The sequence below is a fragment of the Paenibacillus solani genome (genome assembly GCF_001277345.1).
Lineage (GTDB): Bacteria > Bacillota > Bacilli > Paenibacillales > Paenibacillaceae > Paenibacillus_AQ > Paenibacillus_AQ solani.
Genome location: NZ_LIUT01000001.1, coordinates 2,887,297 through 2,912,032 on the forward strand (window position 1 = coordinate 2,887,297; position 24,736 = coordinate 2,912,032).

Here is a 24,736-nt window from a genome sequence, read left to right on the forward strand (position 1 = left end):
CACCTCACTCGTTAGCGCTCTACCGTCTCCATGATGAAGGCTTCGATAACATCTCCTTCTCTGACGTCGCTATAGCTGACCAAGGTAATACCACACTCGTAACCCTGTGCCACTTCTTTAGCGTCATCTTTAAAACGCTTGAGGGAGTCGATCTTACCTTCATGAACGACAATGCCGTCACGGATCAAACGAGCTTCTGCGTTACGCGTAATTTTACCGGATGTTACCATACATCCTGCAATCGTACCCACTTTGCTCACTTTAAAGGTGTTGCGGACTTCCGCATGACCGATCACGGCTTCTTTATATTCCGGATCGAGCATCCCCTTCATAGCTTGCTCAATTTCCTCGATTACATTATAGATTACACGGTGCAGACGAATATCAACCTTTTCCTGATCGGCGGTTTGCTTCGCTTGAACGTCCGGACGAACGTTAAATCCGATAACAATCGCGTTGGAGGCAGCTGCCAGGATAATATCGGATTCCGTGATCGCGCCGGCACCGCTGTGGAGAATTTTGACGCGAACGCCTTCCACTTCGATTTTGTTCAAGGAACCTTTCAGTGCCTCAACCGAGCCCTGAACGTCACCTTTGATGATCACGTTAAGATCCTTGATCTCTCCGTCTTTAATGTGTTGGAACAGATCATCCAGCGTCACACGGGTATTCGTGTTCAATTCGGATTGACGATGGGTAATTGCACGCTTATCAGCAATGTTGCGAGCTTTACGCTCATCCTCAAACACCATGAACGGATCGCCGGCACCCGGAACTTCAGTCAAACCGGTAATTTCAACCGGCGTTGAAGGACCCGCTTCTTTTAATCGACGGCCTTTATCGTTCACCATGGCACGAATACGGCCAAAGCAATTGCCCGCTACGAAGGCGTCGCCCACTTTCAGCGTACCATGCTGAACGAGAATACGTGCTACCGGACCTCTACCTTTATCCAGCTCGGCCTCGATGACAGTACCGCGTGCACGCTTGTCAGGATTTGCTTTGTATTCATTCACTTCTGCTACCAGAAGGATCATTTCAAGCAAGTCTTCCAGACCCATCCGCTGTTTCGCCGAAACGTTAACAAAGATGGTGTCCCCGCCCCATTCCTCAGGGACTAATTCATATTCGGTCAATTCTTGTTTCACTTTATCCGGATTGGCTTCCGGCTTATCGATTTTGTTCACTGCAACGATGATCGGCAATCCTGCTGCTTTCGCATGGTTAATAGCTTCCACAGTCTGAGGCATTACACCGTCATCAGCAGCAACTACAATGATTGTCATATCCGTTACTTGTGCACCACGGGCACGCATAGCTGTAAACGCTTCGTGACCCGGAGTATCCAGGAACGTAATCTTCTTGTTATTGATCTCAACTTGATACGCACCAATATGCTGCGTGATACCGCCTGCTTCACCACTTGAGACATTCGCGGAACGGATCGCATCAAGCAGCGTGGTTTTCCCGTGATCGACGTGACCCATAATGGTAACGACCGGTGGACGCTCTTTCAAATCTTCCGGCGCATCGTTTTCTTCTACAGTTTCAAAACGATCTTCCTCCACCGGAATTTTCACTTCGACTTCTACACCAAATTCGCCAGCGAGCAGCAGAATCGTATCGATATCAAGCTCCTGGTTAATGGTGGCCATCACGCCGAGGAAAATCAGCTTCTTGATGACTTCGGAAGCGTCCTTATGAAGCAGCTTCGCCGTTTCACCGACGGTCATGTTGCCACGGACGATAATTTTCTTCGGCGTGTTGTCGATTTTCTCACGAGGCGGCTGCTGATTATGTTGATTCCGTCCACGGTTGTTCTTCCCGCCGCGGTTATTGCCACGGAACCCTTGACGATTGTCATCAAAACGCTTGGAGTCTGAACGATTGTTGTTATTGTTTCTGGAACCGCGGTTCTGACTGTTACCACTATTGTTATTGGAGCTGGAAAAACCTCCGCCGGTTCCACCCTGCCTGTTCTGAGGACGTGCCCCGCCTTGGCTGCTGCTTCCCTGCGGACGTGCTCCGCCTTGATTATTGCCTTGCGGACGTGCGCCTCCTTGACCTCCGCCCTGTGGACGTGATCCGGTCTGCGTGCTGCCGCCCGGTCTGGACGATTGGCTACGAGTGTTCTGCTGGCTTCCTTGTGTAGAGCCAGATTGATTTCTCCGGCTGTCCTGTCCACTGTTCGGACGCTGGGAGCCTGTACTGTTCTGCGTGTTTTGGTTCGTTCTACTATTCATACCTACCTGCTTTTCCTGTTGTTTTTTGGGCTGGCTTTGACTTTGTTGGCCTGTTGCTCGTTGTCCTGAATTACGCAAACCGTCCTGCCCGTTACGGTTGCCTTCTGCATCCACATTCGTGGAATTGCCTGCTGTTTTTGCATTGGATACGGATGCCGCTGCTGGACTTGAACTCGATGGCTTACGGTTCTCGTTACGAGAAGCGTCTCCACCATCCCGCTTAGCTGCTGCATTCGATTTGATATCCTTAAAAAACTGTTCCACCTTGGATACTGTATCGTTCTCCATTACGCTCATATGATTGTTGACCGGAATGTTCAAACGTTTAAGTATCGTGATGATTTCTTTGCTGCTCATATTCAACGATTTAGCATATTCGTATACTCGAAGTTTATTGTCTTTGTTTTCCTGTTTACTCAATATACTCCACCTCCGACATTGTCTCCATTTTCTTGGAGATCATTTCTGCGAATCCTTGATCCGTAACTGCCAGCACAACTCGTTCGGGTTTACCTACACTTGTGCCCAGACTTTCCCGGTCAAATCCGATTACCAGAGGGATATTGTAAGAACCGCATTTATCGCGGAACTTTTTTGTAGTATTACCTGAGGCGTCACCCGCCAGAATAACCAATTTTGCTTCAGAAGACCGGATGGCTTTGAGCACGATCTCATCTCCGGTAACCACCTTACCTGCCCTCATGGCCAGACCGAGCTGAGAAAGCGCCCTATTCATCATCGGCAGCACTCTCTTTTGCGGCCAGGAATTCATCTTCTACCTTGATAAAATCCTGTGCCAACTGTTCATAGATCTCAGGCTTCACATGTTGTTTCAACGCTCGATCCAGTGCTTTATTTTTGTGTGCCAGCTTGAAGCAGGAAACTTTGCCGCATAAATAAGCTCCCCGTCCCGATTTTTTACCGGTAAGATCGATCAGGACAGCATCCTCTGGAGTTCTTACAATCCGGATAAGCTCTTTCTTGGGCATCATTTCCTGACAAGCTACACATTTACGAAGCGGTATCTTTCTCTGCTTCAAGACGACAACCCCCCGTCATTGGAATTAATCGACAGAGACGGAATCCTGGTGCATTTCGCCTGATTGGGATTTCGGTCTGCCAAATTCCTGCTCCGCCTGACTCTCACTCTTGATATCGATCTTCCAACCGGTCAGCTTCGCCGCGAGACGAGCATTCTGGCCTTTGATCCCAATCGCAAGTGAGAGTTGGTAATCCGGAACGATTACACGTGCCATCTTCTCATCCTCAAATACTTGAACTTCGAGAACTTTGGATGGACTCAGTGCATTGGCCACGTATTCTTCAACCTGCTCAGAATAGCGGACAATGTCTATTTTTTCCCCGCGAAGCTCATTAACGATAGTCTGTACGCGCATACCTTTTGGTCCTACGCAAGAGCCTACCGGATCAACTTCATCGTTGCGGGAATAAACCGCGATTTTGGAACGGAATCCAGCTTCGCGCGCGACCGAGCGAATTTCAACGACCCCGTCAAAAATCTCCGGTACTTCCAGCTCAAACAGGCGTTTCAAGAGGCCGGGGTGCGTACGGGACAGCATAATTTGTGGCCCTTTGGTCGTGTTCTCCACCTTGGTGATATACGCTTTAATCCGGTCACCATGCTTGAACTTCTCATTAGGCATTAGCTCAGTGAGCGGCAGTGCTGCTTCGATCTTGCCAAGGTCGATGTAGATGTTACGCATATCTTGACGCTGCAGCGTCCCTGTTACGATATCATCTTCCTTGTCAATAAAAGCGCTGTAGATCAGGCCACGTTCGGCTTCTCTAATGCGCTGAGTAACAACCTGCTTTGCCGTTTGCGCTGCAATTCGTCCGAAATCACGCGGCGTAACCTCGATTTCCGCAATATCTTCAATCTGAAAATGCGGATTGATTTCGCGGGCGGCATGCAATGAGATTTCGGTCCGCGGATCCAGAACTTCTTCCACGATCAGTTTGCGTGCGAAAACCTTAATGACGCCCGTGTTGCGGTTCATATCGACCCTTACATTTTGCGCTGTGTTAAAATTGCGTTTGTAACTTGAAATCAGTGCCGCTTCAATAGCTTCAAACAGCACATCTTTGCTGATGCCTTTCTCTCTTTCCAACTCATTCATCGCTTCAATAAAATCCATACTCATTGAAAATCGGTTCCCCCTTTCAAAACTTCCGTTTAAAAAATGATGGCCAATCTGGCGCTGGCTACTTTTGTATATGGAATGATGTACTGCTTCTTGACGGTTTGAATGACTAGCTCCTCGTTATCAAAGGATTCCAGCTTGCCTTCAAACTCTTTCAGCCCGTTAATCGGCTCATATACCGTAACAAATACGTTCTTGCCGACCGACTTGGCAACATCCTCTTTCTTCTTCAGAGGACGTTCCGCGCCAGGAGAAGAGACTTCAAGAAAATAAGCTGTCGGAATCGGATCATTCTCGTCCAGCTTCTGGCTCAGGTATTCACTGATTAAACCGCAATCGTCGATGTCGATGCCGCCGTCCTTATCAACAAACACGCGCAAGAACCAATTGCTTCCTTCTTTAACGTATTCCACATCTACCAGTTCAAAGCCGTGTTCGTCCAAATACGGCTGCACCATTTCTTCCACAGTCGTTTTAATCTTTGATGTGCTCAAAGAACATAACCTCCAAGTTCATTTCCTATATACCAAAGAGTAAAGAGTGGGTTGCCCCACTCTTTACACAACGGTTTTATCTCCATGATTACCAAAAAAATTATAACATAGTCTGGTAATAGTGACAAGTATGACTCCTTGACTGTCAAGGCGTCACGGCAAGCTAGAGCAAGCTAGAAAAAGTTAGAATCAGAACAATGACAACTGATTGCTCTCAGGCAGACCGCGGAAACATCCCAATTGAGTCAACAGCTCTACGGCGGTTTTACTTGCTTTTGACTTCTGCTGGAAATCCTCTATGGATAAGAACTCTCCATAATCCCGTGCGGCAGCAATGTTCCGGGCGGCATTATCGCCGATCCCTTGCAGAGCAGAGAATGGAGGAATGAGCGAATCTCCATCCACCTTAAATCTAAGGGCATCCGATTGATAAAGGTCGATGTTCTTGAATGTAAAGCCCCTTGCTGTCATTTCCAGCGCCATCTCCAGAATCGGCAGCATCCCTTTTTCTTTGGGACTAGCCCCGAATCCCAATTGTTCGATCTCTTCGATCCGGCGATAAATGGCCTCATATCCCTGACAGCATAATTCGATATCAAAGTCTTCGGCACGGACCGAAAAGTATGTCGCATAGTATTCGATCGGATGGTACAGCTTGAAATATGCCGTGCGGACCGCTGATATAACATATGCGGCAGCGTGGGCTTTCGGGAACATGTACTGGATTTTGAGACAGGAATCAATGTACCACTGCGGTACCTTGCATTTCTTCATTTCGTCGATCCATTCCTGTGACAACCCCCGCCCTTTACGCACGCTTTCCGTAATCTTAAATGCGAGGCTCGCCTCCATGCCTGCTTTGTATATCAGGAACAGCATGATGTCATCACGACAGCCAATAACGGTTTTGATGTTGCATGTGCCATTCTTGATAAGCTCTTGGGCGTTGCCTAGCCAAACGCCGGTTCCGTGCGACAGCCCTGAGATTTGAAGTAAGTCTGCAAAGCTCGAAGGCTGCGATTCCACAAGCATCTGACGAACGAATTTGGTTCCCATCTCCGGGACGCCGAAGGTGGCCACCGGTGAGCGTATTTGCTCCGGCTTCACGCCCAGTGCTTCCGTTGAGTTAAACATGCTCATCACTTTCGGATCATTCATCGGAATGGTCGTTGGATCCACCCCGGTCAAATCCTGGAGCATTCTCATCATCGTGGGATCATCGTGTCCGAGTATATCAAGCTTGAGCAGATTCGCTTCGAAGGCATGGTAATCGAAATGCGTCGTTTTCCACTCCGCGTTGACATCATCGGCAGGATACTGAACAGGCGTAATTTCTTCCACTTCGATATAATCTGGAACAACGACAATACCACCGGGATGCTGACCGGTACTGCGCTTGACGCCGGTACAGCCTGACGCCAGCCGGTTCAGTTCCGCGCCCCGCCAGCGCTTGTTATTATGCTCCTCATATTTCTTGGCAAAACCGAAAGCCGTTTTCTCCGCCACGGTGCCGATGGTACCAGCCCGGAAGACGTTCTTCTCACCGAACATCTCCTTGGTGAAATTATGGGCATGCGGTTGATATTCACCAGAGAAGTTCAAGTCGATATCGGGAACCTTATCCCCTTTAAAACCAAGGAAGGTTTCAAACGGAATATCCTGTCCCTCGCCCTTCATCTTGTTTCCGCATTCAGGACAATCCTTGTCAGGCAAGTCGAATCCACTCGGTATACTGCCGTCCAGGAACCATTCGCTGTGCTTGCAGTCGCTGTTCGTGCAGATATAATGTGCGGGTAGCGGGTTAACTTCGGAAATGCCGAGGAACGTAGCAACGACCGAGGAGCCTACGGAACCACGGGAACCGACCAGATATCCGTCCCGGTTTGACTTCTTCACCAGTTTCTCGGATATCAGATAGTTCGCTGAGAATCCATATTTAATAATCGGCTCGAGCTCTTTTTCCAGTCGGGCAACGACTACGTCAGGAAGATTCTCGCCATAAATCGATTTAGCCGTATCATAGCAGGTGTTGCGGATCTCTTCATCCGCCCCTTCCAGGATCGGCGTAAACAGCTTATCCGGGAACAGCTCCAAATCTTCAAAACGGTCGGCCAATTCGCTTGTGTTTGTCACCACGACTTCATAACATTTATCCTGTCCCAAGAATTCAAACTCTTCGAGCATCTCGTCCGTAGTCCGAAAATGCGCATCCGGCTTGCGCATATCCTTGAGCGGGCTAAAGCCGGTAATCCCATGAATGGTAATGTCACGGAACAGCTTGTCCCGCGGTTCAAGATAGTGCACATTTCCTGTAGCGATGACCGGCTTGTTCAGCTTTTCGCCGATACGAACGACTTTGGAAATTGCGGTTTTGATTTCTTCCGGACTTCCTACCAGTCCTTTGTCCACCAGATGCATGTACATCGTCAACGGCTGAATTTCCAATACATCATAAAAGTCGGCAATTTCCTCCGCTTCTTCTTCTGTTTTGTTCAGCACTGTTTCGAAGAACTCTCCCTTTTCACAGCCGGAAAGCACCAGCAGTCCGTCCCGCATCTCCTGGAGCTTTGATTTCGGGATACAGGGCACCCGCTTGAAATACTCGGTATGCGACATGGAGACCAGCTTGTACAGGTTCTTCTTGCCCGTCATATTCAGTGCATAAATACCGCAGTGGAATGGACGGGTATTGGACAGATCAGTCCCCACATAATCATTGAGACGATCAAGCATTTTGACGCCTTTTGTTTTTTCCACGTCATTTAAAAGTCCGGTCAAGATACCAGCAAGTGCAATCGTGTCATCGATCGCCCGGTGATGGCTCTCCAGCAATACTTTATATTTGTCAGCCAATGTGTTCAAGCGGTGATTCTTCATCCCGGGATGAACCAGTCTGGCTAGCTCCAGTGTATCCAGAGACGGATTGGCAAGCGTATCCATTCCCGCATTCTTGAGTGATGCCTGAATGAACCCCATATCGAATCGTGCATTGTGAGCTACAAGCACGGCATCCTCGACGAATTCAACAAAATCCTTCAATACCGGTTCCAGTTCAGGAGCATCCTTAACCATATCGTCATTGATATTGGTCAATTGCTGGATGTGGTACGGAATGCGTTCATGCGGATTGACGAAAGTCGCGTATCGGTCAATTTCCTTGCCTTCGTGCATCTTAACGGCAGCAAGCTCAATAATCTTGTTTGCCGTAATGGACAAACCGGTGGTTTCAATATCAAATACCACGTAAGTTGCACTGCTCAGTTCAATCGGCTGGGCTTGTTCCACGATATTTACAGCATCATTTACAACATTCGCCTCAATACCGTACATCATTTTGATGCCATGCTTCTTCGCATTCTTCGCTGCATCCGGATAACACTGAACACCGCCATGATCACTCACCGCAATCGCTTTATGTCCCCAGGCTGCAGCCGTCTTAACATAACGGTCAATCGGCGTGACGGCATCCATCGTGCTCATCGTCGTGTGCAAATGGAATTCCACCCGTTTCTCCGCTGCGTTATCCTTACGGGATTTTGGCGAAGGAACTTCGACGAGATCCGAAGGGATCATGACCAGCTCGGGCACCTGCATAAACCGGTCATATTCTACCCGACCGCGTGCCTTTACCCATTTTCCGTTCTCAAGAAGGCTCAGGACCTTCAAGTCGTCCTTCGTCTTGCCAAACATTTTCATCTGCAAAGAATCGCCGAAGTCAGTCAGGTTGAACGTAAACAGTGTACTGCCGTTGCGCAGTTCCTTGCGATCCAATCCGAAGATGGTTCCCTGTATCGTAATTTTCTTCTCTTCATCCTGAATCTCCTGGATTGGAACCGGCTGATCCTTGATGTCATACCCGACCTGGAGGCGAACATCGCCTTCTTCCTCATCCTCTGCATCCAATTCAGCTTCCATGCTGCTCATGATCTGCTCAATGACCTTAAGCTCTTCTTCTCGCTTCTTCTGCTCGAACTCCTCATAAGCTGCCTGTCCGTTATCCCCGACCTGCATCTTAACACGGAGTGTGAGATCAAAGTATTGGCGGAAAAAACGGGTAATGGCCTCATCGATCTGCTTCTTACGGGCGAGCTCAAGCGACATGCCATCTGACATGGAGAGAAGGACTTGTCCGTCCTGCACCTCGTGCTTGGCTCTTGCCATCCATCCGTTGACCGAAGGGATTTCACGATGAGCCCATTCCAGGAACAGTCCCCAATATTCTTGCACGATATCAGCCTCGGAAACGCCGCTTCCATATCGGAACACAAACTTGATCTTTGCGATATGCCCCATTTTCTCCTGAATTCTTAGACAAAATGTGCGGTATACCTCTGCCGGAACCAAGGTTTCCTTAAGCAACGTTATTCTCCAGTCCTTACTGGCTCTGCTCGTCTCTACCCGTTCAATCACACCATCCAAAAAATAGGGTTCCACCAGATTGGCCGGAACTTCTCCCTGCTTGATCAGCAGTTCAAATCGCTTCCTTTTATCATCTGTTGTGCCCATGGTTCCCTCCCCCTGCATTGCATAAAGCGATAATACAAACTTCTTAGTGACCTACATTCAATGAAGATAATCTGCGTTTAGCAGATATATAACAGAATAAAGCCTCCAGGGCGGCAGCACCCATTCGTCCTGCCCCAAAGGAAGAGCGTCCGTCATACTGCCACCTGGAAGCTTGCTCCAGATGTTAGAGTTCCAGATCCAATGCGAAGCTTGATAACTTCCTAGCACTTGATCCGAACATCATTATATCATGTTACTAGTAGGCTCTGGCGAACAAAACGGTATGTTTTGCTTCTGCTTCGCATACAAGACACTTGGTTTTCTTCTCAGCAGGTTCAAATGGGATGTTTCTGCTCGTAGCACCGGTCTCTTGCTTCACGGTATCCTCACAAGCTTCCGAACCGCACCAGCCTGCCAAAGTAAAGCCGCGTTGTTCTTCCATACTGTCTTTCATTTCATCCAGTGTCTCCACGGAATAGAAATGATCTTCACGGAACTGCTTCGCACGCTCAAACATCTCCTGGTGCACCTGCGCCAGCATGTTCTGGACTTCTTGAGTCAGGTTGGATTGTTCCACGACTTTCTTCTCGCCTGTAATTCGGGAGACAAGGACGCAGACGCCATTCTCCATGTCACGCGGACCAATCTCCAGGCGTACCGGCACTCCACGCATTTCGTATTCATTAAACTTCCAGCCAGGACGTACATCCGGATTATCATCTACACGCACGCGAATGCCAGCAGATTTCAATTCACGGAACAACTCATCCGTACGGCCCACTACCGCTTCTCGTGTCTTCGGTGGACCGATCGGGATCATGATGACTTGTGTCGGTGCGACTTTAGGAGGCAGCACCAGGCCACGATCATCACCATGAACCATAATCAGGGAGCCAATGAGACGCGTGCTGACACCCCAGGATGTTGTATGAGCATATTCCAGCGTATTTTCACGATTCAAATATTGAATCTCGAAAGCTTGCGAGAAGTTGGTGCCCATATAATGCGAAGTACCTGCTTGTACAGCGCGTCCGTCTTTCATCATCGCTTCAATTGAGAATGTGTCCACGGCACCCGCAAATTTCTCCGAAGGTGTCTTTTGTCCCTTGATGACCGGAATTGCAAGGTAATCCTCTACAAATTGCTGATAAATATCAAGCATTTGCATCGTTTCTGCTCTTGCTTCCGTTTCCGTTTCATGAGCGGTATGACCCTCCTGCCACAGAAACTCACTGGTGCGGAGGAACGGCAGCGTACGCTTTTCCCAGCGAACTACATTTGCCCACTGGTTAATCAGCACAGGCAGATCGCGATAGGATTGAATCCATTTGGAATACATGTGCCCGAACATCGTTTCGGAAGTAGGACGAATAGCCAGACGTTCTTCAAGCTTCTCGCCTGCTGCTTCCGTTACCCATGGCAGCTCGGGATTGAAACCTTCCACATGCTCTTTCTCCTTCTGGAAAAAGCTCTCGGGAATGAACAACGGGAAGTAGGCATTCCGGTGTCCCGTTTCCTTAAAACGCCGATCCAGCTCCTCTTGGATATGCTCCCAAATCTCATAACCGTCCGGTTTAAAGACGATACAACCCCTAACCGGGGAATAATCCATCAGGTCCGCTTTTTTGATAACATCAATATACCACCGTGAAAAATCTTCTCCTTGCGGCGTGATCTCTGTCACGAATTGTTTATCCTTTGATTCTTTAGACATATAAATCCTGTTCCTCCCATTGATCAAAACGCGTGGCCGCAGCTCCCAACTGTGAGTGCTGGACAGACGTTATTGGCGATATGTGTGAGCAAAGCCGAGACAATAGCCTGCTCTGAATTAGAGCAACTTACAGTATATGATGCAATAAAAAAGGTACGGCTCCGTTATGGCTGGCACACCGAGCCGTACCTCAAGGCTATCCGGTTATCAACCGCAAAATATCGTTATAGGTGACGGCAATCATTAACAGGAACAGCATCGCGAACCCGATAAAGTGAACCATGCCTTCCCTGTTCGGATCAACAGGCCTACCTCTTAAAGCCTCGATCCCTAAGAACACCAGTCGGCTTCCATCCAATGCCGGTATTGGAAGCAGATTAAAAATGCCAAGATATAAACTTAGAATCGCAGCCCATTTGGTGAGCTGTGCAATTCCTTGCTTGGCAATCTGACCCGTAACCTCAAAAGTTCGTACAGGACCGCCTAAATCATCCATGGAAAACTTCTGAATCAATTGCCTGAATCCCTGGAAGATGATATTCGTTGTATCTACCATCGCCGTACCGGAGCCGGTAATCGTCTCTCCAAATCCTGCTGGGCGAGTAGGAAGCTCTGGGATGATTCCCACCTTGCCGCCTTCTTCTCCCTCCATCGTCCGAGGAATCAATGTAAGATCGAATGATTCATCACCACGACGAACCGTCCATTCCATCGGCTTGTCCTTGGATGCGGAAATCAATTCAATCATCTTCTGATAATCGGCACCGATCGCGTTCCCATTAATACTCTCGATGATGTCGCCCTCTTTCAGATTGGCTTCATCTGCAGGCATGCCCTTCGTAATCTCACCAATCTGAACGTAAGTAGGATTTTCCACGGGAATGCCTGCCATCTGGATGTTAAGTGCAAAGAGCACGAATGCCAGAATAAAGTTCATAACCGGACCGGCAAATATCGCAAGCGCTCTTTGGCCAACCGTCTTACTGCCGAACTGGCGGTCTCTTGGCGCGATCTGCGTCTCAACACCTTTGGCCACCGTATGTGCTTGGGGATGGATTTCATATTGCTGAAATTCTCCATCCACATCAAGCCTCACCGACAATCGATCCACCATATCCATAAACTGGACTTCGCCGCGGATCACATTTTTGCGGTTATCCAGTTGATCCAAATAAATCTTCTTAACTTGATTCTCTGCATTCAATCGAACCGCTATCGTCTGACCGGGCTGGATCTCGACTAGTTCCGGATCCTCCCCCGCCATACGTGCATACCCACCGAATGGAAGAAGACGAAGCGTAAATTGCGTTTCATTGCGTTTATATGAGAACAGCTTTGGACCAAATCCAATCGCGAATTCGCGGACCAAAATCCCGGCACGACGGGCAAAGTAATAATGACCCCATTCATGCACGGTCACGATTACAAAAAACATAAGCACCGTTAAAAAAACGATCCGAACCATTTCCAATTATTTACATCCCCCTTTTCTCTCAGAAACGCAGTATGTCCCTATAGATTATCATTATTCTCCTGTTGTCCACAAGAGAATCACAAGCTATCCGATTTTTTTAAGGGAGATTTCGAAAAAAACGGCTTCAGACTATAGCCTGGAAGCTAATTGGCGCGCTAACCGGTCATTCTCTTCAATCGTTTCCAGTTCGGGCTCGGGTATAAGCTGGTGCTGCTGCACCACTTCCTCGATGATTTTTTCGATACGTAGAAAAGAGATCTCGCCCCCAAGAAACCGTGCTACTGCAATCTCATTCGCTGCATTGAATACCGTCGGCGCTGTCCCCCCCATCTTACCACATTCATAAGCAAGCCTTAAACAAGGAAAACGTTCAAGATCCATTTCCCGGAAATTCAGCTGGCCCGCTTCCGCTAAAGACAACCTCTTGGCAGGTGAAGACCATCGCTCCGGATAAGTCAACGCATATTGAATCGGAACCCGCATGTCCGGATTGCCAAGCTGCGCAATAATACTCGAATCACGGAATTCGACAAAGGAATGAATGATGCTCTCCGGATGGAGAAGGACGGATATCTGCTCGTACGGGATATTGTACAACCAGTGAGCTTCCATCACCTCAAGCCCCTTATTAACCATCGTCGCGGAATCAATCGTAATTTTAGCTCCCATGGACCAGTTTGGATGTTTCAGCGCATCCTCCACTGTAACATTAACGAGCTGATCACGGGTGTAATCCCGGAATGATCCGCCAGAAGCCGTTAACGTGATCCGTTCAATATCTTCATGCCGTTCTCCGTTTAAACATTGAAAAATAGCCGAATGCTCACTATCGATCGGCAAGAGCTTTACTCCATTTGCCGCTGCCCGAGCCGTCACGAGGTGACCAGCAGTTACGAGCGTTTCCTTGTTGGCTAGACCAATAGTCTTTCCCTCTTCTATGGCAGCGAGTGTAGATGAGAGGCCCATGCTTCCAACAACGGCGGTAACCACAAACTCCGCATCTGTTCCTGCCGCAATCTCTATGAGTCCTTCCTGCCCATGGAACACTTCGGTGCCGGTGGGAAGTTCATGGCGGATGCTGTCAGCAAGCTCTTTTGTGGCAACAGATACTTTGCGTGGTGCAAATTCCGTAATCTGCTGAAGTAATAATTCTTTATTGCTTCCCGCAGCAAGTCCCTCAATCTGAAATTGTTCCCGGTGTTTTCTCACAACGTCCAAGGTCTGGGTACCAATGGAACCTGTGGAGCCGAGTACACTGATTTTCTTCATGCACATCGTTCCTTTCGTTAATAAGGCAGGAGACCCAATATATGTACAAATGGAAATACGACGATCCAGCTGTCACACCGGTCCAATATTCCACCATGTCCAGGCAATAGCTTACCCGAATCCTTAATGCCATAGACCCGCTTATAAGCAGACTGCACCAAATCCCCAAGTTGGCCAATAACGGCACAGGAAAGCCCGATAAGAACTGCTTGACCAGCCGTCAGGAGTCCATCTGAGAAGAATGCAAAGAGCAGCGCTGATAATACCGCGATCAAGACGCCTCCAAGCGCACCCTCAACCGTTTTATTCGGGCTAATGGAGGGCCATAATTTATGACGTCCCATCGAGCGACCGACAAAATACGCTCCAGCATCACTTGCCCAGATCGAAACCAGAAGCAAAAAAGTCCAGAATACGCCATGAGCGTCAGGCGCATGTCTTGATTCCGCAATGAACGAAAATCCGATGCCGATATAAGCCGAAGCCAAAAACAGTAAAGAAACCCGCTTGATATCAATCGTATTCTTCGTAATCACCGTTACGAGCATGAATAAGAGCAATAATAGCCACAGAACATACCCCCACGGCATATTAAAATTCAATTGAAGTGGCCCCCATGGGAAAACAAAAAGAAATACCCCCACATAACCAATCCATGCTGTTCCACCGAATGGTGCCGTATTTGTCATGCGTACAAATTCATAGTAACCGATTAGCGCCATCGCCAGAATAAGAAGATGGTACCACAGACCGCCAATGAAACATAATCCTAAAAAGACCGCTCCCGCTATAATTCCGGTAATCAATCGCTGTTTCAAAACGTTCCATCCTCCATCGGCTACGACAAACCACCGTAGCGCCTAGTTCTTTGTTGATAATTTGCTATCGCCTCAACCAAATGGTCCTTGGTGAACTCCGGCCAATAGACATCTGTAAACCATAGCTCGCTATATGCCAGCTGCCATAACATAAAGTTGCTCAAGCGCAGCTCGCCGCTGGTGCGGATCAATAAATCCGGATCCGGTAACTCGCCTGTGAGGAGCCGCTGGCTAATCAGTTCCTCTGTGATATCTTCTGGACGAAGAATCCCATCACGTACTTCTTGCCCCAGCGTCTTAACACTTTCGGTGATCTCTTTACGGCTGCCGTAATTGAGCGCAAAATTCAGAATGAGACCGTTATTACCGGCTGTCTTCGCAACTGCTTCTTCCATGGCAGACAGAGTATGAGAAGGAAGGTCTTCCGGATGCCCCATCATGCGGACCTGGACATTCTTCTCGATCAGCTCCTCCAACTCAATGGCCAAAAACTCTTGGGGAAGTTTCATCAGGAAATCGACCTCATCCTTCGGCCGCGTCCAGTTTTCAGTAGAAAAAGCATACATCGTCAACACTTTGATTCCCAAGTCATTGGCCGCTATGGCCGTCCTTTTGACAGCTTTCATACCATTCTGATGGCCAACGATCCGCGGCATACCACGCCGTTTTGCCCAGCGTCCGTTACCATCCATAATGATGGCAACATGCTCGGGGATGTTGTCCGGAGAGAGCTGATGCGTCTGCTGACTGTTCTCCTGATTCAACCACGATCGAACCCGTTTGATCATTCCATTTCCTCCAGGCATCTTTCTGCAAAAAAAGAGACAAACCCCACCATTGACAGGAGGGGCCATAAGTCTCTTATACTTCCATAATCTCTTTTTCTTTGGCAACGAGGACTTTGTCGACTTCTGCGATATACTTATCCGTCGTTTTTTGGATATCATCCTGATGTCTCCGGGACTCGTCCTCGGAAATATCTGTTTTCTCCAATTTTTTAATGTCATCGTTGGCATCACGACGAATGTTGCGGATGGCCACTTTCGCTTCTTCGCCGAATTTTTTCGTCATTTTCACCAGATCAGTTCTGCGTTCTTCCGTAAGTGCAGGTACAACGAGACGAATCTGATTGCCATCATTCGCCGGGGTTAGTCCGATATCCGATTTCATGATTGCTTTTTCGATATCGGCCAAGGACGACTTGTCCCAAGGCTGGATCATAAGCGTTCTGGAATCTGGCGTACTAATGTTAGCCAGCTGATTCAGCGGAGTGGGTGCTCCGTAATATTCAACTGTAATCCGGTCGAGAAGCGCTGGAGCTGCCCGCCCTGCACGCAAAGTAGCCAAGTCACGTTTCAAAGCTAAGATCGCTTTTTCCATGCGTTCTTCTGCATTCTTTTTCACCGATTGCGGCATTAGTCTACACTCCCTTTGACGATCGTTCCGATTTTTTCACCCAAAACGACGCGCTTGATATTACCTTGCTCCGTAATAGCGAAGACGATGAGCGGGATGTTGTTGTCCATACATAACGATGAAGCTGTAGAGTCCATTACCCCAAGGTTTTTGTTCAATACGTCTAGATACGTCAGCTGCTCGTACTTCTCGGCAGTTTCATCCTTAAATGGATCAGCAGAGTACACACCGTCCACTTTATTCTTCGCCATAAGAATCACTTCTGCTTCGATTTCCGCCGCGCGAAGCGCTGCAGTCGTATCGGTGGAGAAGTATGGGTTCCCTGTTCCTGCCGCAAAAATAACGACACGGCCTTTTTCCAAATGCCGAATAGCTCTACGGCGGATATAAGGCTCGGCAATTTGCTGCATTGAGATAGAGGTTTGTACCCGAGTCGGCACATCAATCTGCTCCAAAGCATCCTGAAGGGCCAAAGAGTTCATCACCGTTGCGAGCATACCCATATAGTCTGCTGTCGCACGGTCGATTCCGTTCGCGCTGCCAGCAATGCCGCGCCAGATATTTCCCCCGCCACATACGATGGCGACTTCAACACCAAGCTCGACAACTTCACGAACCTGCTCAGCGATCGAAGAGATCGTCTCAGCATCAATACCATATCCATTCTGCCCTGAAAGGGATTCCCCACTGACTTTCAATATCACTCGTTTATATACAGGCTGTTCCAAATGATAACCCTCCACTTTAAGACGGCGCCTATGTATTCGACGCCCGTTTGAAAAACGACAGACAGACACACCGGCACTGCTTGACGGTTTATAAAAATCGGGTAAAAACATCCGTCTCAAGTAGAAAACTACTACTCGTCTAATCAAGACTAAAGTCTATTCTTTCTTGTGAGATAAGGGTAGCCTTTACACCGAATTTATAACAATCTTATCTCGTTTTTGTTTATATATCTCTTAAAAAAGAAGGAACACGGGTGTGTTCCACTCTTTTCTATAACTTATATTAGCCTTTATGGCTTATTTATTCACCTGGGACATAACTTCTTCAACGAAGTTGTCTTGTTTTTTCTCCAAGCCTTCGCCAAGTTCAAAGCGAGCAAAACGACGAATGGAGATGTTTTCACCAATCGTGCTGATTTTCTCGTTAAGAAGCGTGTTGATTGTTTTGTCCGGATCTTTGATAAAGGATTGCTCCAGCAAGCAATACTCTTCATAGTACTTGTTGATGCGGCCTTCAACCATTTTTTCAACGATTTTCTCAGGCTTGCCTTCATTCAAAGCTTGGTTTTTCAAGATTTCTTTTTCTTTCTCAAGCTCTTCCGTTGGCACTTCTTCACGACGAACATATTTAGGGTTTACCGCAGCGATGTGCATAGCGATATCACGAGCAAACTCTTTAAATTGATCGGTTTTGCCTACGAAGTCGGTTTCACAGTTGATTTCCACGAGAACACCGATTCTTCCGCCGCCATGAATGTAGGATTCTACAACGCCTTCAGTTGCGATACGTCCAGCTTTGTTAGCTGCTGCAGACAAGCCTTTCTCACGAAGAACTGCAATTGCTTTTTCGATATCACCATTTGTTTCATCCAGCGCTTTTTTACAATCCAGCATGCCTGCGCCTGTTCTTTCGCGAAGTTCTTTTACCGCACTAGCTGATACTGCCATTAGAATTCCCTCCAAATTGGTAAGTTGATGTTTGCGTTCTGCTTAAGATGCCGTTCATATTCATGCGCCCTTCTCAAAAACACAGTCCGCTATAAGTATTTCTTGCATGCCAGAAGAATGTTAATTTCATATGTTATCCGTCCTGACATCTTAAAAAAAGGGCAGTGAGAGGTTATCCACCTACCAACCACCCTTTTCATTAAATTCATTCTTTATACGTTTAAATCCCGATTACGCTGTTGTTTCTTCACCTTGGTGAGCTTCAACAACGGCATCAGCCATTTTACCAGTCAACAACTTGACAGCGCGGATCGCGTCATCGTTACCTGGAATTACATAGTCGATTTCATCAGGATCACAGTTCGTATCAACGATACCAACGATTGGGATACCCAATTTGCGAGCTTCCGCTACTGCGATACGCTCTTTGCGAGGATCGATAACGAACAGTGCGCTAGGAAGACCCTTCATGTTCTTGATACCGCCCAGGAACTTCTCAAGACGATCTTTCTCTTTGCGGAGAAGGATAACTTCTTTCTTAGGCAGTACTTGGAATGTGCCGTCTTCTTCCCAAGCTTCGAGTTGCTTCAAACGATTGATACGTTTTTGGATCGTTTCGAAGTTGGTCAATGTTCCGCCGAGCCAACGTTGGTTGATGTAGAACATACCGCAACGCTCTGCTTCTTCTTTCACGGAATCTTGAGCTTGTTTTTTCGTGCCGACGAACAGGATTGTACCGTTCTCTCCAGCTACGTTTTTCACAAAGTTGAAAGCTTCTTCAACTTTCTTGACCGTTTTTTGCAGGTCGATAATGTAGATACCGTTTCTTTCAGTGAAGATAAATTTATCCATTTTTGGGTTCCAGCGACGAGTCTGGTGACCGAAGTGTACACCAGCTTCCAAAAGCTGTTTCATGGAAATTACTGCCATCTTCACGCACCTCCTAAGTTTGGTTTTTGTGTGTCCCTCCGCCAAGATCATTTTCCATTAAGACTCTCATTCCTGAAAGCACCCTCAATGAAATCACTCTGGCGTGTGTTTTAACACCGTCAATTACTATAACATAACCAGGGTCAGGTTGCAATGTCTTTTATGTACATAACCGGGGACTTCAGCATATTAATTTCTGAGTTGATTCACAAAGAAAAACCACTCTCAACCAAGTGTGCTAGCTGGAGGGTTTTGCTGTGATTTTGGTTATAATCGAATTGTAGCTTTCACCAGCTGTAAACGAATATGTACCGCTTTGGATGGCTCTGTTGATCTTTTTTTCAGTGGCTTTACTGATAAACGCCTGTTTATCCTCTATTACGCCTGCCGTCAAGAGGTTGTTAGCCACATCGCTGAGATTGTTACCTGCAGGAATACGAACTTGTATAGACGTCTTGGCTTTCGAAGGAGTTTTCGGCTCCACTGGCTTATTTACTTGTGGAGATCCTTGCTTGACCGCATCTGCGTCAGGTTGTTTGGGCTGTTGCGGTATTGCTGGCTTCTCTGAATCAGGTTTCTGTGCAGAATCTGAATCGGCTGACTCGCCGCCATCATTACCAGCAAGCTTCTTCTCTTCCCACTGCTTCTCCGTCATCAGCTCATCCGAACGTTCAACAACTTGCAGATCCAATTCCTCCGCAGCAGCTGTCAGTTCTTCCTTCGTTAGAGACTGCGTTACCGACGCCGTTGTGCCTTGACCGACCCACATCAGCTGGAGCATCACTGCGCCTACAACAAGACCGGTGCCAACGCCCATCATAAATGTACGGTTCTTGATCACACGGATTCCTCCTGTTTGGCCAACTGGATGATAAGCTGAACTTCCCCTCGTTGAAAGCCGGTGTTCTTGGCAATCACATCGATCGACTTCCCTTGTTCATATAGATCGAATAGCTCCGCGTATCTGGATTTGATGGAAGGAACCGGAGGAGATATATCTTCAACCTCTGAAGTGGCAGCAGCTGATCCTTCGGATAACGTAGCGGTTCTGGTAAGCTGGTCTTCTGCTATACGCAGCCGCGTGTCGGATTCGGTCAGTTTCTGTTCCGCCACAAGCATGCGTTGACGCAATTCGCTAACCTGCTCTTGTTGCGCTTGTTGCTTAGCCGTAAGTTCTTGCTTCATTTGACTAACCAGCTCAACAAGCTGCTCATTCTCATTCTGAACTTCCGCCATGTAAGCCTCAAGAGTGCTCTCCACTTCTTTTACCACCCGCTCACTGGACACGGTCTCTTCGCGGCGTTTCGGCAGCATCAGAGCATACAACACTGCCGCTATACCAAGCAGCACGATATATATCCAAGGTTTCAAATCTATTACCCCTTTGTGCCTTAAATTATCTAGAGCGAAACATCGAAATTCTTGCCTTTATACGGGTGCTCTGCCGGATGCTCCGTCATTTCGTCCGATTTCGCTTCTCCCCCGTCTTGTTGTTTACCGGAGGATTGACGGCTCCCGTCATCGCGTACAGCCGTTTCTGCCGTCTCACTCACTTCCGAGCTGCGCTGTGCCTCTGCCCGGCTGTTCTTAAGTTGCTCACCTGCAAGTAGCGCCTGATCGTTCATCGGACGTTGCTGAAATTCATTATGCACCTTCCCCGCTTCATGGGTTCTGGGTACCGCAATTTGCATTTCTACCGATTTCATACTCAATGGAATCACCTCATGTGATAGGATCGTTTCCACACAATAATGATATCTCTTTTATCCTACAATAGCGGTACCATGGTGATATCTCCCTCATGATAGTAAAAAGAAACCCGTTGTGTGGGGTCCTTAATATACCGGGTATACCGCCCGATGACGATCTTGGCACCTCCATAAATTGTCTTTACTACATTTACTCTTGCCTTGCCGGTATCCTCCAACATCTTTTCAATCTCCAGCATTCGGTCTTTGAGATCAGATTGTTCCGCCATGTTGGATTTTTTGGTAGCATTTAATTTCACTCGGAGCGCCAGCTTATCAGTCGACAATTGACCTGAGGAAGCAAGTTGATTTAACAGATAAAGCGCTTTATCCGTTTTATCCATGCTCTCTACAGAAAGCTTCAACTGGGCCCTTAAATCGGCCAGTTCATTTCGCAGCTCGGGAAGAACACCAACCTCTATTACAGTGGCTGTTGACATACTATTGCCAATCGTGCGGGCAACTACTTTCTCTCCAGCCTGCAGAATACCGCCAACCACAAGCCCCTTCGTTCCGTTGCACTCGATATTTTGAGCAGCTCGGATATTGGAGTGCATGATGCTCTGTGAGACAAATACACTAGCACCAGCAATCACATTTCCATCTTGGATGAATGAGCTTTTGACATCCTGGCCTGCCTGAACATGACCCTTGTTATAACCGATGATACCACCGGATATATCGATCGAGCCTCCAGCATCCAGCTCGGCTCCTTCGACAAACCCCGTTACGCGGATATCGCCGGCCGCCTTAATTCGGAAACCGGTAAGCACATTGCCACGTATGACAACTGTGCCGACAAAGTCGATGTTACCTGTACTGTAATCAACATCACCATTAATCTCGTAAACCGGAAAAACATTGATCTTTCCTTTTTCGGTTTTGGTAAGAAGTCCATCCAGCGCAGCATACATGGCGCTGTTCTCGGCATTGACGACGACGTTTTTCCCAACCTTGAAATGTGCTTCCTTCCCAGGCTTGCTCGGAATCTCCTCTCCGGTCACTGCTGTTCCGGGAACTCCCTTGGTGGGCGGAATACGAGTCGCGATCAATTGCCCTTTCTTTACATTATTTAAACGAATGACTTCCTTATAATCGACTTTGCCATCTTCAATCTCCAGTGGCTTTAGATTTGCTTCATTTCCAAAATCAACGGTAAATTGAATTTTTCCGTTATGCCCGTGCACAGGTTCCGTTCCCATTGCTATTGGCGTCTTGCTATACTGATATTCTTCTGCATGCTTTGCAATTCGCTGCAGTATATCATGCTGAAGACCATAGCGTACCTGATGACTTCTTAAGAATTGTTCAAGAGCCTCGACGGTGCACGCAAAATCCTTCTCCCAGTTGGTGAGCTGTATATAGGCAACAATTTTGTCATCCGATAGCGTAACGCTAAAGTATTGATCCAATGCATAATCTACAGACAATCCAGGAACCCCCTTCATAAATGGCAAGCGTCAGTCGTTTTGCATTAGCAAATCCCGATCTTTATCGAGCGCGCCCCGAAGTCTCAAAATCGCTTTAGAGTGAAGCTGAGATATTCGTGAAGGTGATAGCGACATCACTTCAGCAATTTCACTGAGTGACAAATCCTCATAATATAGCAAGGAAACAACGGTCCGCTCTTTCGGAGTTAATTTACCGATTCCCTTCATCAGGGCTTCTCTCAGAAAAAATTCATGGACCTTATGATCAGGATTCTTCGCTTTTTCATCAATTAGAAGCGACATTCGGGTCTCAGACTCCTCCTCGCGAATCGGATCTTCCAGCGATGTCAATGTCATGACAGCTACTTCCTGCAACATATGCCGGAACTCCTTCTCGGTCACGTCAAGATAATCGCTCATCTCGGAATCACTGACGCTGCGTAAATATTTCTGTTCCAACTTCTGATATGCAGTTTCTATCTTCTTCGCCTTCTCACGGACAGAACGCGGCACCCAATCCCCTTGACGCAACGAATCCAGAATAGCGCCTCGAACGCGCCAAGATGCATAGGTTTCAAATTGCAACCCTCGTTTGTAATCAAACTTCTCGATGGCATCAATCAAACCCATTACCCCATTGCTGGCCAAATCTCCCTTAGAAACGTTCTTCGGAAGACCGATGGCCAATCGGCTTGAAACATAGTCTACGATGTGCAAATGATATTCGATTAGTTTCTTCTTCGCTTCATGGTCTCCATCTTCCTTCCACGCACTCCATAATTCCGCATGGTTCAGCACAGAAGCTTTACGTTCGTCCAATTGCCTTCACCCTCCTTATTCTTCCGTAAGGTGACGAACGGCCTTGGCCAGTTCTTCAGGATCTTTCGTTGAGACCAGCTTAGGTGGATTCAGCGGTACAAAGTCTCCGCCTTCTTTACGGCTGGATTCGGATTGAATCAAATCCATCAACTCCCGATCCTCATCAGGCGTAGATAAATCAAGAACAGTTCCTCGTTCATGAGCGTTCTGCATCTCTGCATCATCTGATCCATCGACCCGCGGTCCTGTAATGGCTGCCAGCACCCAATTCATCAGGAACGCTAGAATAAACCAGATCGCACATGCAAGAAGAGCCCGGTACATACTGGTCATCCACAGATTGTTACGGATGGAAAAAATAAATGTGAACACAAACCCGACTATTCCAGCTATCAGATTAAAACGGAGTTTTCCCTTCATGGCTACAATTCCTTTATGCCCTTTTGTACACTGCGTATTGTAAACTTACCCGTTGTGCAGTCGAGCTCAACGGTTCTACCATAATTTCCTCCAGTATCCTCGGCAATCAGCTTGATGCCCATCTGTTCGAGCCCTTCCTTGCAAGACTCAACATTGCGGGGACCAATCCTCATCGTGTCACCGGAACCAGCGAAAGCGAACATTTGAGCTCCGCCGGCCATTTTGGCTACCATGCGTGCCTGAGAGGCTCCCAGCTCTCTCATCTTGTTTAACAAGATAGGAAGAGCTGTGTCAGCGTATTTTGCCAGATTCAGTTGACCTTCTCTAGCAATTGCTGAGGATGGGAGCATCACATGCGCCATTCCGCCAATCTTCGTTACCGGATCATATAGCGTCAATCCAACGCAGGAGCCAAGACCGGTAGTACGCAATATACCACTAGGACCTGCGACGTTCAGGTCCGCCATTGCTACCTTCGTGATGCTTCGTTCTTCAATCATGCTCTAAGGATACTCCCAATGCTTCGAAAATTTGAGCAAATGTTTGCGGATCGGGTATCAGGAAAAACTGTCCTTCTACCTCGTTCTGCCCTTCCAGGAACGTCGTGTTGATTAAGAGGGCATCGTCTCCCATTTCTCCAAACTGCAGCAACCCGTAACTGAGGATCGCACCCGCCATATCCATCGCCAATGCCGGCACCGTCGGCGTCATCGATAGATTGGTGAAATCGGCTAGCGAGGATAGGTATGACCCCGCCAGAATATTCCCGATCTCTCCCAAAGCGGACTGTTCCATATCCGAGAACTGCCCTTCCTCCGACACTTCAATGCCCGCCAGATTCTGCAACAGATTCTTGCCGGCTTCCGGACTCATGATAAAAAAGAGGTTGCTGGGAGCATCGCCTTCAACCCGTAAAAATACGGCAATAACGAGCTGCTCGCTCCCTCCAACGCTTTCAGCGATCTGTTCAAAAGGCAATAGCTGAACTTTGGGAACAGCCATATCGATAGGCTTGTTAAGCAAGCGGGATAGTGCGGTTGCTGCATTGCCCGCTCCAATATTCCCTACTTCCTTCAGAACATCCATCTTAACTTCTTTGCCGTGTTTAAACAGTTCCACTGTCTATTCCTCAAGGCCTTCCAGCTGAATAATCTCACTCTTGTTTAATACTTCTGATAGATTCAGCATGACGAGAAGGCGTTCCTCTCCTACCTTCGCAACACCACGAAGATATTTCGCTTTAATTCCGCCGACCACCTCAGGTGGAGATTCAATGTTGTCCGTATTCAGATCAATGACATCACTCGCGGAATCAACAATAAAGCCAACTTGCATTTCATTCACAGCCACGATAATAATCCGTGTTTGATCTGTTGCATCGATCTCATCAAGTCCAAAACGGCCGCGCAGATTAATGACCGGAATCACGACACCCCGCAGATTAATAACCCCTTTGACGAAAGCAAATGTTTTGGGAACACGCGTTATCGGCATCATTCGCTCAATGGTCTGAACCTTCTCTACCTCGATGCCGTATTCTTCCTCGCCAAGTTTAAAGACAATAACCTTGATTTCTTCTCCCATGAATAAGTCCTCCTTCAGATTGTGCTGCCTGCA

At 47.7% G+C, this 24,736-nt stretch carries 24 protein-coding genes; all 24 read right to left on the reverse strand.

Features of this window, described 5'->3' with window-relative positions; genetic code table 11:
• Positions 1-11: 11 nt before the first annotated feature.
• The gene (gene infB / locus AM231_RS13025) at positions 12-2,663 is read right to left on the reverse strand and encodes a translation initiation factor IF-2 (protein ID WP_054402948.1); all 2,652 of its coding nucleotides are present in this window, start codon (positions 2,661-2,663) and stop codon (positions 12-14) included.
• Positions 2,656-2,979: a YlxQ family RNA-binding protein gene (locus AM231_RS13030; protein ID WP_207383617.1), complete on the reverse strand. Its 324-nt coding sequence runs from the start codon at positions 2,977-2,979 to the stop codon at positions 2,656-2,658. The genes infB and AM231_RS13030 overlap by 8 nt, the downstream gene beginning before the upstream one ends.
• Complete coding sequence (rnpM, locus tag AM231_RS13035) at positions 2,972-3,283, reverse strand: RNase P modulator RnpM (RefSeq protein WP_053492673.1); 312 nt, start codon at positions 3,281-3,283, stop codon at positions 2,972-2,974. Before rnpM ends, AM231_RS13030 begins: the two co-directional genes overlap by 8 nt.
• 24 nt (positions 3,284-3,307) lie before the next feature.
• Positions 3,308-4,405, reverse strand: coding sequence for a transcription termination factor NusA (gene nusA / locus AM231_RS13040; RefSeq protein WP_053492672.1), 1,098 nt, complete (start codon positions 4,403-4,405; stop codon positions 3,308-3,310).
• Positions 4,406-4,437: 32 nt separating this feature from the next.
• Positions 4,438-4,899, reverse strand: coding sequence for a ribosome maturation factor RimP (gene rimP / locus AM231_RS13045; protein ID WP_053492671.1), 462 nt, complete (start codon positions 4,897-4,899; stop codon positions 4,438-4,440).
• 189 nt (positions 4,900-5,088) lie between these two features.
• Positions 5,089-9,405, reverse strand: coding sequence for a PolC-type DNA polymerase III (locus AM231_RS13050; RefSeq protein ID WP_054402949.1), 4,317 nt, complete (start codon positions 9,403-9,405; stop codon positions 5,089-5,091).
• A gap of 256 nt (positions 9,406-9,661) precedes the next feature.
• The gene (gene proS, locus AM231_RS13055) at positions 9,662-11,119 is read right to left on the reverse strand and encodes a proline--tRNA ligase (protein ID WP_054402950.1); all 1,458 of its coding nucleotides are present in this window, start codon (positions 11,117-11,119) and stop codon (positions 9,662-9,664) included.
• Between the two features lie 196 nt (positions 11,120-11,315).
• Positions 11,316-12,590: an RIP metalloprotease RseP gene (rseP, locus tag AM231_RS13060; protein WP_053492668.1), complete on the reverse strand. Its 1,275-nt coding sequence runs from the start codon at positions 12,588-12,590 to the stop codon at positions 11,316-11,318.
• A 132-nt stretch (positions 12,591-12,722) separates the two neighbouring features.
• Positions 12,723-13,862: a 1-deoxy-D-xylulose-5-phosphate reductoisomerase gene (locus tag AM231_RS13065; RefSeq protein ID WP_054402951.1), complete on the reverse strand. Its 1,140-nt coding sequence runs from the start codon at positions 13,860-13,862 to the stop codon at positions 12,723-12,725.
• 17 nt (positions 13,863-13,879) lie between these two features.
• Complete coding sequence (locus tag AM231_RS13070; RefSeq protein ID WP_054402952.1) at positions 13,880-14,680, reverse strand: phosphatidate cytidylyltransferase; 801 nt, start codon at positions 14,678-14,680, stop codon at positions 13,880-13,882.
• 20 nt (positions 14,681-14,700) lie between these two features.
• The gene (locus AM231_RS13075; RefSeq protein WP_053492665.1) at positions 14,701-15,468 is read right to left on the reverse strand and encodes an isoprenyl transferase; all 768 of its coding nucleotides are present in this window, start codon (positions 15,466-15,468) and stop codon (positions 14,701-14,703) included.
• 73 nt (positions 15,469-15,541) lie between these two features.
• Entirely contained in the window at positions 15,542-16,096 is a 555-nt protein-coding gene (gene frr / locus AM231_RS13080; protein WP_053492664.1) for a ribosome recycling factor, read from the reverse strand.
• Positions 16,096-16,824 (reverse strand): UMP kinase, encoded by a 729-nt coding sequence (gene pyrH / locus AM231_RS13085; RefSeq protein WP_006211297.1) that lies wholly within the window; start codon positions 16,822-16,824, stop codon positions 16,096-16,098. The genes frr and pyrH overlap by 1 nt, the downstream gene beginning before the upstream one ends.
• Before the next feature lie 297 nt (positions 16,825-17,121).
• Positions 17,122-17,772, reverse strand: a complete 651-nt coding sequence (tsf, locus tag AM231_RS13090) for a translation elongation factor Ts (protein WP_053492663.1) — start codon at positions 17,770-17,772, stop codon at positions 17,122-17,124.
• Positions 17,773-18,003: 231 nt separating this feature from the next.
• Positions 18,004-18,702, reverse strand: coding sequence for a 30S ribosomal protein S2 (gene rpsB, locus AM231_RS13095; protein ID WP_053492662.1), 699 nt, complete (start codon positions 18,700-18,702; stop codon positions 18,004-18,006).
• A 238-nt stretch (positions 18,703-18,940) separates the two neighbouring features.
• On the reverse strand, positions 18,941-19,543 hold the full coding sequence (locus AM231_RS13100; RefSeq protein WP_054402953.1) for an endolytic transglycosylase MltG: 603 nt from the start codon (positions 19,541-19,543) through the stop codon (positions 18,941-18,943).
• Positions 19,540-20,073: a hypothetical protein gene (locus tag AM231_RS13105; RefSeq protein ID WP_054402954.1), complete on the reverse strand. Its 534-nt coding sequence runs from the start codon at positions 20,071-20,073 to the stop codon at positions 19,540-19,542. Before AM231_RS13105 ends, AM231_RS13100 begins: the two co-directional genes overlap by 4 nt.
• 29 nt (positions 20,074-20,102) lie before the next feature.
• Entirely contained in the window at positions 20,103-20,414 is a 312-nt protein-coding gene (locus AM231_RS13110; RefSeq protein ID WP_053494175.1) for a hypothetical protein, read from the reverse strand.
• 56 nt (positions 20,415-20,470) lie between these two features.
• A complete protein-coding gene (locus AM231_RS13115; protein ID WP_053492659.1) occupies positions 20,471-21,880 on the reverse strand; it encodes a DUF342 domain-containing protein in 1,410 nt (469 codons plus the stop codon).
• Positions 21,881-21,910: 30 nt separating this feature from the next.
• Positions 21,911-22,699: a FliA/WhiG family RNA polymerase sigma factor gene (locus tag AM231_RS13120; RefSeq protein WP_053492658.1), complete on the reverse strand. Its 789-nt coding sequence runs from the start codon at positions 22,697-22,699 to the stop codon at positions 21,911-21,913.
• A gap of 15 nt (positions 22,700-22,714) precedes the next feature.
• Positions 22,715-23,119 (reverse strand): hypothetical protein, encoded by a 405-nt coding sequence (locus tag AM231_RS13125; protein ID WP_053492657.1) that lies wholly within the window; start codon positions 23,117-23,119, stop codon positions 22,715-22,717.
• 2 nt (positions 23,120-23,121) lie between these two features.
• Positions 23,122-23,619: a chemotaxis protein CheD gene (locus AM231_RS13130; RefSeq protein WP_053492656.1), complete on the reverse strand. Its 498-nt coding sequence runs from the start codon at positions 23,617-23,619 to the stop codon at positions 23,122-23,124.
• Positions 23,612-24,205 carry a chemotaxis protein CheC gene (locus AM231_RS13135; protein WP_423212923.1) on the reverse strand — a complete coding sequence of 198 codons (594 nt, stop codon included), beginning with the start codon at positions 24,203-24,205 and terminating at the stop codon, positions 23,612-23,614. Before AM231_RS13135 ends, AM231_RS13130 begins: the two co-directional genes overlap by 8 nt.
• Positions 24,206-24,241: 36 nt before the next feature.
• Positions 24,242-24,703, reverse strand: coding sequence for a chemotaxis protein CheW (locus AM231_RS13140; protein WP_054402956.1), 462 nt, complete (start codon positions 24,701-24,703; stop codon positions 24,242-24,244).
• Between the last annotated feature and the right edge of the window lie 33 nt (positions 24,704-24,736).

What these genes read in the sequence shown, in the direction of transcription:
- AM231_RS13140 (WP_054402956.1), bottom strand. Translation starts at nt 24,703, where the DNA reads ATGGGAGAAGAAATCAAGGTTATTGTCTTTAAACTTGGCGAGGAAGAA.
- AM231_RS13030 (WP_207383617.1), bottom strand. Translation starts at nt 2,979, where the DNA reads ATGAATAGGGCGCTTTCTCAGCTCGGTCTGGCCATGAGGGCAGGTAAG.
- AM231_RS13130 (WP_053492656.1), bottom strand. Translation starts at nt 23,619, where the DNA reads ATGATTGAAGAACGAAGCATCACGAAGGTAGCAATGGCGGACCTGAAC.
- AM231_RS13075 (WP_053492665.1), bottom strand. Translation starts at nt 15,468, where the DNA reads ATGATCAAACGGGTTCGATCGTGGTTGAATCAGGAGAACAGTCAGCAG.
- AM231_RS13050 (WP_054402949.1), bottom strand. Translation starts at nt 9,405, where the DNA reads ATGGGCACAACAGATGATAAAAGGAAGCGATTTGAACTGCTGATCAAG.
- rpsB (WP_053492662.1), bottom strand. Translation starts at nt 18,702, where the DNA reads ATGGCAGTAATTTCCATGAAACAGCTTTTGGAAGCTGGTGTACACTTC.
- AM231_RS13125 (WP_053492657.1), bottom strand. Translation starts at nt 23,119, where the DNA reads ATGAAGGGAAAACTCCGTTTTAATCTGATAGCTGGAATAGTCGGGTTT.
- nusA (WP_053492672.1), bottom strand. Translation starts at nt 4,405, where the DNA reads ATGAGTATGGATTTTATTGAAGCGATGAATGAGTTGGAAAGAGAGAAA.
- AM231_RS13135 (WP_423212923.1), bottom strand. Translation starts at nt 24,205, where the DNA reads ATGGATGTTCTGAAGGAAGTAGGGAATATTGGAGCGGGCAATGCAGCA.
- tsf (WP_053492663.1), bottom strand. Translation starts at nt 17,772, where the DNA reads ATGGCAGTATCAGCTAGTGCGGTAAAAGAACTTCGCGAAAGAACAGGC.
- proS (WP_054402950.1), bottom strand. Translation starts at nt 11,119, where the DNA reads ATGTCTAAAGAATCAAAGGATAAACAATTCGTGACAGAGATCACGCCG.
- frr (WP_053492664.1), bottom strand. Translation starts at nt 16,096, where the DNA reads ATGCCGCAATCGGTGAAAAAGAATGCAGAAGAACGCATGGAAAAAGCG.
- AM231_RS13065 (WP_054402951.1), bottom strand. Translation starts at nt 13,862, where the DNA reads ATGAAGAAAATCAGTGTACTCGGCTCCACAGGTTCCATTGGTACCCAG.